Genomic DNA, 13,904 nt, shown 5'->3' with positions numbered 1-13,904 from the left:
CCGGGAAAGGGTGTTGTTAGATGGCTAGAAAGGAATTTCAATTGGAGATAGTCACCCCAGAACGAATTGTGTATTCTGATAAAGTGGTGTCTATCACTGCCCAGGCGGAAGATGGTCGTTTAGGCATTTTACACGATCATCGCCCCCTAGTTACGAAATTGCAAATTGCCCCTTTTAGCTTTATCACGCAAGAAGGTCAAGAGGAAAATGTTGCTATCAGTGGTTCTGGCTATTTGGAAGTAACTCCGCAAAAAGTGACTGTATTATGCCAGACAGCTGAATTATCCCATGAAATCGAATTGGAGAGAGCCCAAGAAGCTAAAGAACGTGCTGAAGAGAGATTACAAGCAAGTGATGAAGCTATTGACTACAGTCGAGCTGAAGCTAGCCTGAAACGTGCCATTGCCCGAATAGATGCTGCTAGAGCACAAAGAAATGATGACTAGATGACCAATTATTGATAAAGTTAATAGGGTGGCTATTAAGTATAACTAGAGCAAAAAAGGGTATATTAACTATTGAGTATAGATCAAAAGGCTCCCGATGCTACTCGGGGGCCTTTTGTTGTTTCTTGATAACAAAATATTATTTTACTAGAATTACATAGAATAGTGATTAGTTCACAATTTTATCTCGAACATTTTCTAAGTTGAAACCCTGATAAACTCAGCTTAATGGAAAGCGAGGTGTCAAGATGGTTAATGAAAACAACAATAATAATGGTGAGGGCTTATCATCTAAATCTAAACTAGAACAAAAGTTGTTTACGGGAATACATGGTACTCCTGAACTAAAGAAAACAGAAAAGAAGAAACATCTAGGTGAGTTTAGGGAACGAGTGATTAAAGCATTAACTTTTGATCAGGTACACGAAGAAGGGACCTATCCAGAAATAAAAGAAGCTATACGTCACCCAAAAGCACGGCATTTAATAATCAGTCGCAAGGTTGATTTAAATTATGCACGAGATTATATTAACCTAGCTCGCCATGAGGGGTTATCTTTTACCACTGTTGACGACCCTGATTTTGAAGGTCCAGTAGCTTTGATTGTAGTCAGTGATGAAGCTGTAAATGAAGATGATATTTATGTACAATCTCGTAGTGATAAGCTGAAAGAACTAGGTGTATCCGAAAAAATTATTAACACTTCTAGGGGTAGCTTATTATGTCTCGATTGTTATCAAGAGCTAGCTGAAAAAGCTCCAGACGAAGTAGAATATTATAATAAACTATCATTTTTGGATAAACTGTTAGGGAAAAAATGTAAATCATGTGAAAATAACTAGATAAATAAAAATTTAATAAAAAATTTTTTCCTCCTGAATAAAGTTACTTAATAATGTCAACACTCTTTAATTAGGAGAACACCCAGCTACTTTTTTATTCAGGAGGAGGGTCCTAAATGTACTTAATGGCAAAATGCCGAGAACTTTACCATGGCTTAATAACACAAAGAAAAGTTTTATTGACTTCAGTTATTATATTGTCACTTATACTAATCCTAACTATTGTAATAATTGAAAGCCCTCAGGCCAGGTCAATAACTTTTGCACAAAATGAAGTTTTTGGGAAAGAATTAAAAGATCAAAAATTAAATCACACAAAACACGCAGAAGATTTGAAATATTTACTTGAAATCGTTAACGATTTGGATGGAAAAATCCAAGTTGGAACAGTTGAAGCTGTGGTGGATCAGCCTAATACTAGAACTTCTTTATCTGAGATGGAACAGATCGTGAACCAACTTGCGGACAAGCTTAAATTGGAAAAAATAGACGAAAATTATTCTATTAAAAGTAGTGATATAAATGGCACACATGGTAACAAGTCCCAAAAGATGGTCATGGCTAAAGCTGGGACAGAAAAGTTAGATATTCAAATAGTAATGCAAACAGTATTAAAAAAGGGGACACAGGATAAAAGTTTTATATTGCTGCGAGTTGATGAAAAAATTCAAAACAATGAAGAACCTAAGTATCTACAAAAGTATTATGAAAAATTTGATAGGGCTTTATTATCCCTTGAAGAGAACGGAGAATTTACCACTTGCCTTTCTGGGTTTTTAAATGATAAACTATCCGAAGATAAACAGAAAAAAATAATGAGTAAACTTTTTGAAAAAGAAGGCATATCTATAAAAGAACAGCATGAAACTTACAATGAAATGATTTTTACAGGCTATAGTAGTAAGATGGACAATTTAATTATGGCAGGAGATGAAAGACTAAACCTCAGTATTGCATTAGCTAATGAACGTGGAATGGACATGACTTCTTTTAGAATAGCAACGCCTTTAGTTTATTCTGACTATTAATATATATTGCTTAAACTAAAACTGAAACCAGAAATATCTAGAAATTACGCAATAAAGAAGGAATTTGGAGTTTCAGGATAGAAAGGAAACTACAGTAATTAATCCCTGTAAGGTCCTATAAATGATTTATGATATTATCAATAAGAAAGATGCACTCTAAGATAATGAAGTTGATTTTTAGTTTTTATTATTTGCGGAAAAGTGTAAACTTATAAAGTCATTGATAGTTTTCAGAATGGGAGGAATCATATCTTGGATAAAATAAATGTGGTAGGTGGTAATAAGCTGACAGGGAAAGTTAGGATTAATGGAGCAAAAAATGCTTCTCTTCCAATAATGGCTGCATCTTTGCTGGCTACCGAGCCAGTCAAAATTAATGAAGTCCCTCCATTAAAAGATGTTGGTACTATGTGTGAGGTATTATCACACTTGGGATGTGAGGTTCGTGATTCCCTACCGGGTGAAGTCACTGTTAATCCAACAAATGTTAAAAACATAGAAGCTCCCTATCATCTAATGCGCAAGATGAGGGCTTCATTTTTAGTCATGGGTCCACTGTTAGCAAAACAAGGTCGAGCTAGAATATCTTTGCCGGGTGGCTGTGCCATTGGCAGTCGCCCAATCGATTTACATCTGAAAGGTTTCTCATCTTTAGGTGCCGATATAAATTTTGGTCACGGCTACGTAGAAGCAGAAGCCAAAGGACTTCAGGGGAATAGAATCTATTTGGATTTTCCCAGTGTAGGTGCTACAGAAAATATCATGATGGCGGCAACTATGGCTAAAGGTACCACTGTCATAGAAAGTGCTGCTGAAGAGCCAGAGATTGTAGACTTGGCTAATTTTCTAAATCAGATGGGTGCAAAGATCATCGGTGCGGGAACTGATACCATTAAAATAGAGGGTGTTGATGAACTTAAAGGGACAGATCACACTGTAATTCCAGACCGTATTGAAGCAGGCACCTTTATGGCTGCTGCTGCCATTACTGGAGGAGAAGTTCTGGTTGAAAATGTTATATCTGATCATATCAGACCAGTAATTCGAAAAATGGAAGAAATGGGAGTAGAAATCACTGAAGAAGCTTCTGGTTTATTTGTCAAAAGTTATGATGAGTTAGCTCCTATTAAATTAAAAACTATGCCTTTCCCAGGTTTTCCAACAGATATGCAGCCACAGATGATGGCACTAATGACTAAAATTATCGGCGAAAGTTCAGTTACGGAAACTGTTTTTGAAAATAGATTCAAACATGTTGATGAATTGCTTAGGATGAATGCTGATATTTCTATAGATGGAAGAACTGCTCAAGTTAAAGGCGGTAAAATGCTTACAGGAGCTCCTGTTAAGGCTTCAGACTTAAGAGCTGGAGCGAGTCTAATTTTGGCAGGATTAATATCAGATGGAAAAACAGAGATATCGGATATCCATCATATTGAAAGAGGTTATTACAATATGGTTGAAAGGTTGCAAGATTTAGGTGCTAATATCTGGAGGAACGAAGAATTTTTAAAAGAGGCAGTTAACAACAGTTAGATTAACTTTTATTCAAATTCATTATAAGAACACCTGGACATTAAGTTGTCCAGGTGTTCTTTTTTTTTGCATATAGCCATATCTATAAATAGAGTCGTATTATAGATCAACTTATTAGGAGTGCTGGTATGGTCAAAAAAAAGAAAAATGAATTACAAAAAATTCTAATTGTTGGAGCTGCTATAGGAGCTATACTTTTAATGATAATTATGGCAATAAGTTCTACCTATTATTATTTAGCAGATGATCCAGAACCCGAAGAGCCACCAGAACTTGAACCTCTGACTCTAGATCGGGATGACATTGTAGTAAGAGTATATTTTCATGAAGAACAAGAAGTTAAAGAATTAAAATTAGAAGAATATCTGGTAGGAGTAGTGATTTCTGAAATGCCACCTGAATTTGATCAAGAAGCACTAAAATCTCAAGCGGTTGTAGCAAGAAGTTACACATTATCCAGATTGAATAAAACAGGTGGCCCTGGTTGTGATAATCATCAGGAAGCTGATGTTTGTACGGATCCTGATTTCTGTCAAGCTCATTATACTAAAGAAACAGTAGAAAATATTTTTGGAGAGAATGCTAATAAATATTATGACAGAGTAAAAGATGCGGTTTTGGCAACAAAAGGTGAAATTATGACTTATAATGGTGATCCCGTTCCGGAAGCACCTTATCACTCAACTTGTGGAGGGCAGACAGAAACAGCTGGAGCTGTTTGGTCAGCTGATTTTCCTTTCTTGCAATCTGTTGAATGTGATTATTGCGATCACTCTTCATACTATCGAGCTGAAAGAAACCTCAATAAAAAAGATTTAGAAGCAGGCTTCAGTCAAGCAGGCTTTGAAATTCCTGTTTTAGCTGCTGGAGAGATGCCCGAGTTGCAAGTTACTAAGCAATCGGAAACTGGCAGAATTCAAAAAGCAAATCTATTAGGTAATCAGCTTTCAGGTCATGATATCAGGTCAATGTTTGATATACCTTCAACAAACATAGAATGGATACCTGAACACGATTCTGTAAGAGTCGTTACAAAGGGGTTTGGCCACGGTGTCGGCCTTTGTCAATACGGAGCTGATGGTATGGCCAGAGATGGCCAAAACTATCAGGATATAATTAAATACTATTTTGAAGGAGTTAAAATAAAAGATAATTTATATAAATAACTTATATTGAACTGCTGAAAAGTCCCGAAAAGGGACTTTTTTTATTTGTTTGCCCGGCATGCCTGCCGCGCCGATGGGTTGAAAGAAACCCTGTCACCTAACCAGCAGGAAGACAACCATAAGGCAAGGGCGTCACCGGTGACGGTGGAGTCTGAAGGAAGCTGAAGGGGGAATTTGGAACATAGTGAGAACAAACCGAGGATGGCCTTTTAGGTGGGTAACCTTGCAAATTATGGGAAAGCCCGAAAGCTGGATAACCTAAAAGGTTAGGACGGATGCGTTCAAATTCAGGCAAGCAGACTTAACCGGGGAGATACCTGTATTGTCTTGTGACGACAAGTAAAGTTAAGACAAGTGGAAACATGAGTTTTAACTAAAGCAGTGCAGGAGGCAGATGAACCCGTAGTATTGAAGAACTTTCGGCCAAAGAAAGCTGGTAACAGTCTGGAGGATAAAACCGAAAGGACACTACACCTGGTTGTAGTGGTACATAATGACCGAAAGGGAATTATGTAGTGTGAAGGGGTGAAAGTAGACCAAAGAGTGTAGCAAGAACTCGAGTAGACACTTTAGGTAGGAAGAAAACTGAAGCTGAAATGCTAAAGGGAACGGAAAGTCAGGTGGTGACGAGCTTACTTGCTTTACCGTCCGCCTAGTGGAAGTAGAGCGTACCCTGATAGGTAAGATTGCCAAAGAGCTAGAGACACCGTTAAGCACGTTCAAAGAAACCACAACTAAAAGTGTAGAAAGAGGGAAGGCACACAGCGAAAGAAGGTGCAATTGATGAAGAAATGGTACAGTTTAATAGACAAGATTTATTCCAAAAAGAATCTAGAAGACGCCTACCGCAGGGTCAGAGCTAACAAAGGTAAACCCGGCATAGACCAGGTAACCGTGGAGGCTTATGGCTCCAACCTAGAAGAAAATCTGGAAACCCTTCATCATGACCTTAAAATTGGCGCATACAAACCACAACCTGTGAGGCGAGTTAAGATACCCAAACCAGATGGAAGTACTCGCCCATTAGGGATTCCAACCGTAAAAGACAGGGTAGTCCAACAAGCAACGTTAAATATACTTCAACCGATTTTTGATCCAGACTTCCACCCGTCAAGCTACGGATACAGGCCTAATCGCTCATGTCACAAAGCAATAGCTAAATCAGAACAGTTCATTAATAAATACAATCTAAGACATGTAGTAGATATGGACCTATCTAAATGCTTTGATAAATTAAACCATGAGTTGATTATCGAAGAAGTAGCCAAGAAAGTTAGTGATGGAAGTGTTCTCAAATTAATAAAGAAGTTTTTGAAGTCCGGAGTAATGGAAGATGGAGCCCTAGAAGACACAGAAATAGGGAGCCCTCAAGGTGGAGTGATATCACCACTACTAACCAACATTTACCTAGACAGATTTGATAAAGAAATGAAGAGTCGCAATATCCGAATAGTAAGATATGCCGATGATATTTTAATATTCGCCTACACACCAAGACAAGCGAAAAGATATAAAGATATAGCTACTGAAATATTAGAAGACGAATTAAAACTAACAGTTAATAAAGAGAAAACTCACATAACAAATGACCGCAAAGGTGTTCCCTACCTAGGAGTTATCATAAGGAGTCAAAACATATCCATCCAGCCTGAAAAGATACAGAAATTCAAAGAAAAAGTCAGAACTCTTACACCAAGAAATCATGGTAGAAATCTATCCGAAATCATAAAAGAGCTAAATCCAGTATTAAGAGGATGGGCAAATTACTTCCGAATAGCCAATTGTAAGAAACAATTTGAGAACTTAATGAAATGGATTAGAAGAAGACTTAGGATGAAGAAAATGCGAGAATGGAAAAGTTGGAAACAACTACACAAAACTCTTCGCAGAAAAGGCTACAAAGGGGAATTTGAGAAAATCTCCATGAATAAATGGAGAAACTCATCAAGTCCTCTCATAAGTTTAGCACTACCCAATAAGTGGTTTGACGAGATAGGTCTAATTAATATTAGTACCTATCAAGTTGGTATTTTGCATCACTTTAGAAAGTGATCGAGGTCTACTAGGAGCCGTGTACGTGGCCCGTAAGCACGGTTCTGTGAGAGGAACGAAGCCACAGCTAATTACTGTGGCTTCTACCTACTCGATTTACATATTTTGGACTAGCCAAGGGAACAATGAGTTATAGGAGGTGAGTTACTAATGCATAAAGTCAGACAGTTTATAAGAAATCTTGTGGCATATCTAAAAAGAATTCCTAAAAAAACTGCATTGATCGGGGTATATGGAGTTATTGTTGTTATTTTAATTGCGTTTTTACTCTTTAGAGTATTTGCATCACCTGACCCAAGTATACCCGAAGCAGATTTGGAGGAAGAAGAAAAACCAGGTTCTATTGATGTTGAAGAAATATTTGATTCAGCGGCCGAAGAAGACAGCTCGTCTGTCAAAGAAGATTATGAACAAGATAATTCAGTCACCATGGATATAGGTGGAGAGGAAGAATTTGATTCAAAGGTAGGAGAAGCTAGTGAAGAAGACAAGTTTGAGAGCTATCAAGAACGAGACAAAGATAATCATGAGAAAGAGGAACAAGAAAAATCAGCAGCAGAATCCGAGGAAAAAGAACAAGCGGTTGAAGTGACTTCTGCCCAAGATGTACCCGAGGCTCTTTGGCCAGTCACAGGAGATATTCTGACAACTCATGGTGAATTATACCAAGTTAACAACCAATATCGCTTTCATAATGGAATTGATATTAAAGCACCAGAAGGTGAAGAAGTCAAAGCTGCATGGGATGGAGTGGTGGAAACAGTTAGTGAAGACACATCCTTAGGCTTAAAGATGGTAATTGCAAGTGATGGTTTTTCGGCAACTTATGCTAATTTAGAAAGTTTAGAAGTGGAAGAAGGTCAACAGGTATATCAAGGTGAGGAGATTGGAATAGTAGGTACTACAGCAGAGTTGGATGCCAGTGAAGGCAGTTATTTACACTTTTCTGTATTAATTGACGATCGATCTATAGATCCAAAGCAGGTTCTCCCAGATGATAGTCATTAGTCGAAATCTGAACACATATAAATTTAACCAGAATGACATAAGGGGGCGAGGAGATGCAAGATTACATTCAAGAGCGTGTACTTGAAATTAGCCAATATATTTTAGACACGAAAGCAACAGTACGTCAAGTGGCTAAAAATTTTGGCGTTAGTAAAAGCACCGTCCATAAAGATATAACTGAGCGACTCCCCTTAATTAAACCTGACAGAGCAAAAGATATAAAAAAAATATTGAACCAAAACAAAGCAGAGAGACATATACGAGGTGGAGAAGCTACTAGGAAGAAATATTCACAACCCCATGAAATTGATGAATCTGAAATTGATCAAGAAAAAGAGCTAATTAAAGAAAATTCTTCAATTTCCAACTAAAAATTTGTCTCTTAAACAGGAATTAGTTACGCACACGTCGAAGATATTTTATTGCCAAAGTGTATCATTATGTATTATTAACATTAATTTAGACTTCAGTGAAACCAGTATTTCTCACTGACAATATGAAATTTTGGGAGGATCTGCTATGCTCGGTTTAAATACGGATATAGGAGTGGATTTAGGTACAGCGACGGTGCTGATTTATCGTAGAAAGAAAGGTGTTGTTCTCCAGGAACCTTCTGTAGTTGCGGTCAATAATGATTTAGGCAAAGTACTTGCCGTAGGTGAAGAAGCTTATAATATGATTGGACGGACCCCTGGAAATATAGTTGCCATACGACCAATGAAAGACGGTGTTATTGCCGATTTTTCCGTAACAGAAATTATGCTTAAAAATTTTATTGAAAGAGCATGTAAAAGGAAAATGTTTTTGAAACCCAGAATAATGGTTTGTGTTCCAGCGGGAATCACTTCTGTGGAACAGAGGGCTGTCCTTGAGGCGGCAACCAGGGCCGGTGCCAAACAGACTTTTCTAATTGAAGAGCCCAGGGCGGCGGCCCTAGGTGCTAATCTAGACATTTTCGAACCCAGTGGTAGCATGGTGGTTGATATCGGAGGCGGGACTACAGATGTGGCAGTTCTTAGTTTAGGAGACTTGGTCACTAGTACCTCACTAAGAATTGGTGGAGATAAATTTGATGAAGCAATTGTCCAATATATGAAAAATAATCATAATCTAGTTATTGGTGAGAGAACTGCTGAAGATATTAAAAAACAAGTTGGGACTGCCTATCCTGAATTAAAACAGGATACCATGGAAGTTAGGGGTAGAGATCAAGTGTCTGGATTGCCCCGCAATGTAACAATTTCCTCAGAAGAAGTTTATCAAGCTCTCAAGGAGCCTGTTAGTAGTATTTTGGAATGCATAAAGCAAGTTTTAGAGCAAACCCCACCAGAACTTTCAGCTGATATTATGGACAAGGGGATTGTAATTACAGGGGGAGGTTCTCTCCTCCATGGATTGGACAAGCTGTTACAAGATGAAGTAGATACACCAGTCTATATACCAGATAACCCTATAGGATCAGTAGCTGAAGGTACGGGAAAAGCCCTTGAATACCTGGACAAGCTTGAGAGTTCCTTAATAAGTAGTAAAAGTATTTCAAAAAAAAATAGGCACTAGGGATCTAGGTAATGATCAGGACTGAATTATATGAGATGAAATGTGGGGAGGAGGTGAATATAGGTGCTACGTGGTTTATATACATCCTCATCAGGAATGCTTACCCAGCAAAGAGTTCAGGAAGTGAAATCAAATAATATGGCAAATTTAAATACTACAGGTCATAAAAGGGATATGTCGGTTAAAAGTGAATTTTCAAACATGTTGATCAGCCGGATAAATGACCCAGAAAATATAGGTCCACCACAAAGTCCACAAGTAGATAATCGACCTTATATAGGTGAGTTGGGAACAGGAGTACTATTAGATGAGACGGTGAAAGACTTTTCTCAGGGACCTCTGAAGGAGACGGGTAACACCCTGGACCTTGGCCTGGAGGGCGACGGATTCTTTACAGTTAACGGCCCTGATGGTGAAGAATATTTTACTAGAAGCGGGGCATTAACATTATCCTATGATGAAACTTCTGAAGAAGCTACCCTTGTAACCCTCCAAGGTGATCCCGTATTGGGAGAGGAGGGGATTATCCAACTCTCTGGAGAAAAGGACATCACCGTAACTGAAAATGGGGCGATATATCAAGGGCAAGACGATGAGGCTGAACTAATAGACAACCTTGCTTTAGTGAACTTTGAAAACCCTCAAGGCCTAGCTCGCTACGGTGATAATTTATTAGAACAAACTGAAGAATCTGGTGCCCCACAAGAATTAGATTTAGACGGAGAAGATTTTGGTATACTATCCGTACATCAAGGGAAGATCGAAAGTTCCAATGTAAATTCGGTTGATGAGATGACGGGTATGATAAATGCATTAAGGGCATATGAATCGAATCAGCGGGCAATTCAGGGCCACGATGATACCCTGGAGCGAGCTGTTAACGATATAGGTAGACCCGTTACATAACTGTAATTTTGACTGATAAATGTAGATAATAAAATCGGAGGTGACATTACCATGTTTCGTTCTTTATGGACGGGTGCATCAGGGATGAATGCCCAGCAAAAAAATATGGATGTGGTTTCAAATAATCTGGCTAATGCCAATACTACTGGTTATAAAAATAGTAGAGCGGAGTTTCAAGACTTAATATATGCCACATTAGAGCGTCCCGATGGACCAGACGATCTGGGTGACGATGGTAGGTCAACACCAGCAGGTATTCAAATTGGTCATGGTGCTAAAAATTCTGCAACGTTAAGAGACTTTAGTACAGGTAGTATGCAAGAAACTGAACAAGATTTTGACTTGGCAATTGAAGGTGACGGTTTTTTTATAATTGAAGGTACTGAAGGAGAAGAATATTATACTCGTGACGGTTCCTTTAAAATTGATGGTGAAGGTAATTTAGTGACTTCAGATGGGTTACATGTACAGAGTTTTGATGGAGAAATCCCCCAAGAAGCTACAAATGTCTCAATCACAGAAGAGGGTAGAGTTATCGCTACCTTGGAAGACGGGGAGACTGACGAAATTGGCGAAATAGAAATAGCCAGTTTTATAAATCCAGCTGGTTTGGAAGCTCAAGGTAGCAATTTGTACTCTGCAACAGCAGCTTCTGGCGATGCTTCCGTAGGGCTTCCGGGGGAAAACGGTAGAGGTCAGCTACAACAAGGTTTTTTAGAAGGATCTAATGTAAATATAGCTGAAGAAATGGTCAACATGATCACTGCACAGCGCGCTTATGAGACCAACTCCAAGTCTATTCAAAGCACCGATGAAATGATGAGTATTGCCAACAACCTTAAAATGTAATTGATATTATCCGGGCATTTGAAGATTAACGGGCTATAGGAGGCATATACAATGATAACTGAAGGAATCAAATTCCCCAGTAGTCAACCGGAGTTATTGGATCCTGGGAAGAAAATCGAACAGAATCCAGAAAAATTTCAACAGCAATTAGAAGATGCGCAAGAACGAATTGACTCACAAAACTCAGTTGAAGGAGAACAATCTCAAGACGCAAATGCACAAGAAAAAGAATCGCAAGAACTCTATCAAGCTGCACAAAAATTTGAAGGCATGTTTATTCAGGAAATGATGAAGTCAATGAGAGAGACCATACCAGAATCAGACCTTATCGACGGTGGTTTTGCTGAAGATGTCTTTGAAAGTAAATTAGACCAACATTACTCCGAGAAAATGGCTGAATCCGGAGGCTTTGGTTTGGCGGACAAAATATATGAACAATTCACTTCATATCAAAGGTGATTGGCAGAAAAAGTTAAGTAATAAAAAAAGAGCTACTATTACCAGCTAAGGCTGGTAGTAGTAGCTCTTTTACTATTTTAGTGTTCATATTAGATTAAATGTCCCAAGAAAATAGCTGCTACATAAAAGTAAATTAATAGTCCAGAAATGTCTTTTATGGTAGTAATAACAGGCATTGAACCGGCTGCCTGATCAAAATCAAGCTTTAGCAAGATAAAGGGTATTAAAAATCCTAAAGCTGTTGCTATAGTAACGGTAGCCCAGAGAGAGATCCCGATAACCAGGCCAATTCCTTCAATTTGTTGCCATACACTTGCAATTATTCCAGCTGCTATTCCTATCATTGCACCCATACTGCTTCCAACGGCTATCTCTTTTAACCAATGTCTTATAAATCTATTAAGACTGATGTGACCAAGAACAACAGCACGAGCAAAAATTGTAGAAGACTGAGTACCAACATTTCCACCCATATCCATTATAACAGGGATAAAGAAAGCAAGAGCATGAATAGCCTGTAATGATTCTTCGTAACTTTCAATAACAAATCCAGCCAGCATACCGCCAATAAGAGTGATTACTAGGAAAGGAAGCCTAACCCTCCAGATTTCTAGAAAGCTACCTTCAACCATTCTAAGACTTCTACCACTTTCTACCTGTTGAGTAGTTCCGGTTACTCCAGTCAAGCCAACTTGTTCAAATAAATCTTCTGTTTGTTCTTCTTCTAAAACGTCCATAGCGTCATCTATTGTGATGATTCCTACTAATCTATCTTCCTTGTCAAGTACAGGTAAACTTAGTAAGTCCCTATCCTTTAACAATCTGGCAGCTTCTTCTTGATCTGTATCAGTATTTACTTCGGCAGTGTCTGTTCTCAATAACTCTTTAACTTTTGTATCCGGTGAAGCTAGTACTAGACTGCTTAGAGAGACGTCACCTTCTAGTTTCCTTTCATTATCTGTAACATATAAAGTATATATAGTTTCTTCGTTATAGCCCTTTTGTCTAATTCGTTCAAGAGCTTCGCTTACTGTTTGGTCTTTTTTAACATTAATATATTCTGGAGTCATTAATCTTCCGGCAGTACCCTTTTCGTAACCTAGTAGTACCATGACATCTTCTCGTTCTTCTTTGCTAATTGAATTCAATAATCTTTTTGTTACTTTTGCAGGAAGTTCATCTAAAAGTCTGGCCTGGTCATCCGGATCAAGCTCTGAGAATACTTCAATAGCCTTTCTTTCTGTAAAAGATTTAACTAGGTCGTGCTGTAGAGATGGATCAAGTAATTCAAAAATCTCAATAGCACGGTCTTTATCAAGTAATCGAAATACCATTATTCGTTCTTCAGATGAAAGCTCTTTTAAAATTTGGATAATATCATGTATTTCCGTTTCGATAAGTAATCTTTTTAGATCATCCATCTGTTTGTTGTGAAGATAATTTTGTGCTTTCTCGAAAATCTCCATATTAATCCCTCCTGTAATTTTGGTGATGTTCTGAAAGAATCAAAGACTTGTTTGGGTTTGGGAACTTCTGTAGAGTCCTGTTTCATCTAATCACCTCCTTGCTAAAAATATTAAGTGATTATTAGTATTATTGTAACCAATTATACAATAAAAAAAGCGGCTCAGAGGAGCCGCAGCCGCTAAACTACTACCTATATAGTAATAATAAACATAGGTTAACTAAACTAGTTTATTAAAACAATAAACAGCTTACGCACTCCTCGTCTTAGCTTTGGCACTGGGTGACGTAGATCCGAAATTTAATATCTAATAAGGTAGAAGAGGACCAGCTGCATTAGACAGGCCTTAAGCCGACACTGTCTGTTATACCCATTGGCGTCTCTCGACGTTTTTGGGCAGCAGCTTATATCCACCCAGGAGCCTCACCTAACGAGTTTATAAATTTATAATTTTATTTAGTTAATTTAGTTTAAATATTCTCTGTAACTACGGGTAAATATTATCATTGCGACTTAACATTGTCAAATGTCAATGTTCTTTGAAAATGTCACCTAAAAACGCATAAATTTGTTCAGAGAAAATGTCACCC

Annotated in this window: 13 protein-coding genes and 1 riboswitch; of the genes, 12 read left to right on the top strand and 1 reads right to left on the bottom strand. The window is 38.0% G+C overall.

Annotated elements, in window-relative coordinates:
- Positions 1-20: 20 nt before the first annotated feature.
- The 12 genes from NTHER_RS14340 to NTHER_RS15480 all read left to right on the top strand — a co-directional run bounded on the left by NTHER_RS14340 (position 21) and on the right by NTHER_RS15480 (position 11,849).
- Positions 21-446: a F0F1 ATP synthase subunit epsilon gene (locus NTHER_RS14340; protein ID WP_012449222.1), complete on the top strand. Its 426-nt coding sequence runs from the start codon at positions 21-23 to the stop codon at positions 444-446.
- A 248-nt stretch (positions 447-694) separates the two neighbouring features.
- The gene (locus NTHER_RS14335) at positions 695-1,288 is read left to right on the top strand and encodes a YueI family protein (protein WP_012449221.1); all 594 of its coding nucleotides are present in this window, start codon (positions 695-697) and stop codon (positions 1,286-1,288) included.
- Positions 1,289-1,404: 116 nt separating this feature from the next.
- On the top strand, positions 1,405-2,316 hold the full coding sequence (locus tag NTHER_RS14330; RefSeq protein ID WP_012449220.1) for a YwmB family TATA-box binding protein: 912 nt from the start codon (positions 1,405-1,407) through the stop codon (positions 2,314-2,316).
- A 252-nt stretch (positions 2,317-2,568) separates the two neighbouring features.
- On the top strand, positions 2,569-3,852 hold the full coding sequence (gene murA / locus NTHER_RS14325) for a UDP-N-acetylglucosamine 1-carboxyvinyltransferase (protein WP_012449219.1): 1,284 nt from the start codon (positions 2,569-2,571) through the stop codon (positions 3,850-3,852).
- A 128-nt stretch (positions 3,853-3,980) separates the two neighbouring features.
- Positions 3,981-5,018, top strand: coding sequence for a stage II sporulation protein D (gene spoIID / locus NTHER_RS14320; protein WP_012449218.1), 1,038 nt, complete (start codon positions 3,981-3,983; stop codon positions 5,016-5,018).
- Positions 5,019-5,801: 783 nt separating this feature from the next.
- On the top strand, positions 5,802-7,070 hold the full coding sequence (ltrA, locus tag NTHER_RS14315; RefSeq protein WP_012449217.1) for a group II intron reverse transcriptase/maturase: 1,269 nt from the start codon (positions 5,802-5,804) through the stop codon (positions 7,068-7,070).
- Between the two features lie 150 nt (positions 7,071-7,220).
- Positions 7,221-8,078: a M23 family metallopeptidase gene (locus NTHER_RS14310; protein WP_012449216.1), complete on the top strand. Its 858-nt coding sequence runs from the start codon at positions 7,221-7,223 to the stop codon at positions 8,076-8,078.
- A 53-nt stretch (positions 8,079-8,131) separates the two neighbouring features.
- Entirely contained in the window at positions 8,132-8,449 is a 318-nt protein-coding gene (gene spoIIID / locus NTHER_RS14305; RefSeq protein WP_012449215.1) for a sporulation transcriptional regulator SpoIIID, read from the top strand.
- 148 nt (positions 8,450-8,597) lie between these two features.
- Positions 8,598-9,635, top strand: a complete 1,038-nt coding sequence (gene mreB / locus NTHER_RS14300) for a rod shape-determining protein (RefSeq protein ID WP_012449214.1) — start codon at positions 8,598-8,600, stop codon at positions 9,633-9,635.
- A 63-nt stretch (positions 9,636-9,698) separates the two neighbouring features.
- Positions 9,699-10,541: a flagellar hook-basal body protein gene (locus NTHER_RS14295; protein ID WP_012449213.1), complete on the top strand. Its 843-nt coding sequence runs from the start codon at positions 9,699-9,701 to the stop codon at positions 10,539-10,541.
- A gap of 51 nt (positions 10,542-10,592) precedes the next feature.
- A complete protein-coding gene (gene flgG, locus NTHER_RS14290; protein WP_012449212.1) occupies positions 10,593-11,390 on the top strand; it encodes a flagellar basal-body rod protein FlgG in 798 nt (265 codons plus the stop codon).
- A 51-nt stretch (positions 11,391-11,441) separates the two neighbouring features.
- Entirely contained in the window at positions 11,442-11,849 is a 408-nt protein-coding gene (locus NTHER_RS15480; RefSeq protein ID WP_012449211.1) for a rod-binding protein, read from the top strand.
- Positions 11,850-11,938: 89 nt separating this feature from the next.
- Here NTHER_RS15480 and mgtE read toward each other — a convergent pair whose 3' ends face one another.
- On the bottom strand, positions 11,939-13,315 hold the full coding sequence (gene mgtE / locus NTHER_RS14280) for a magnesium transporter (protein WP_012449210.1): 1,377 nt from the start codon (positions 13,313-13,315) through the stop codon (positions 11,939-11,941).
- A gap of 249 nt (positions 13,316-13,564) precedes the next feature.
- Positions 13,565-13,756: riboswitch (M-box (ykoK) riboswitch) on the bottom strand.
- Positions 13,757-13,904: the final 148 nt, after the last annotated feature.

The organism is Natranaerobius thermophilus JW/NM-WN-LF (genome assembly GCF_000020005.1).
In the GTDB taxonomy this organism is placed as follows: domain Bacteria; phylum Bacillota; class Natranaerobiia; order Natranaerobiales; family Natranaerobiaceae; genus Natranaerobius; species Natranaerobius thermophilus.
Note: the sequence above shows the minus strand (reverse complement) of the source record. Positions and strands in the feature narration are given on the sequence as shown.

Bases quoted from the DNA above. Each gene is read 5' to 3' on its own strand.
- NTHER_RS14340 (WP_012449222.1), top strand. From the start codon at position 21: ATGGCTAGAAAGGAATTTCAATTGGAGATAGTCACCCCAGAACGAATT.
- NTHER_RS14335 (WP_012449221.1), top strand. From the start codon at position 695: ATGGTTAATGAAAACAACAATAATAATGGTGAGGGCTTATCATCTAAA.
- NTHER_RS14330 (WP_012449220.1), top strand. From the start codon at position 1,405: ATGTACTTAATGGCAAAATGCCGAGAACTTTACCATGGCTTAATAACA.
- spoIID (WP_012449218.1), top strand. From the start codon at position 3,981: ATGGTCAAAAAAAAGAAAAATGAATTACAAAAAATTCTAATTGTTGGA.
- ltrA (WP_012449217.1), top strand. From the start codon at position 5,802: ATGAAGAAATGGTACAGTTTAATAGACAAGATTTATTCCAAAAAGAAT.
- NTHER_RS14310 (WP_012449216.1), top strand. From the start codon at position 7,221: ATGCATAAAGTCAGACAGTTTATAAGAAATCTTGTGGCATATCTAAAA.
- spoIIID (WP_012449215.1), top strand. From the start codon at position 8,132: ATGCAAGATTACATTCAAGAGCGTGTACTTGAAATTAGCCAATATATT.
- mreB (WP_012449214.1), top strand. From the start codon at position 8,598: ATGCTCGGTTTAAATACGGATATAGGAGTGGATTTAGGTACAGCGACG.
- flgG (WP_012449212.1), top strand. From the start codon at position 10,593: ATGTTTCGTTCTTTATGGACGGGTGCATCAGGGATGAATGCCCAGCAA.
- NTHER_RS15480 (WP_012449211.1), top strand. From the start codon at position 11,442: ATGATAACTGAAGGAATCAAATTCCCCAGTAGTCAACCGGAGTTATTG.
- mgtE (WP_012449210.1), bottom strand. From the start codon at position 13,315: ATGGAGATTTTCGAGAAAGCACAAAATTATCTTCACAACAAACAGATG.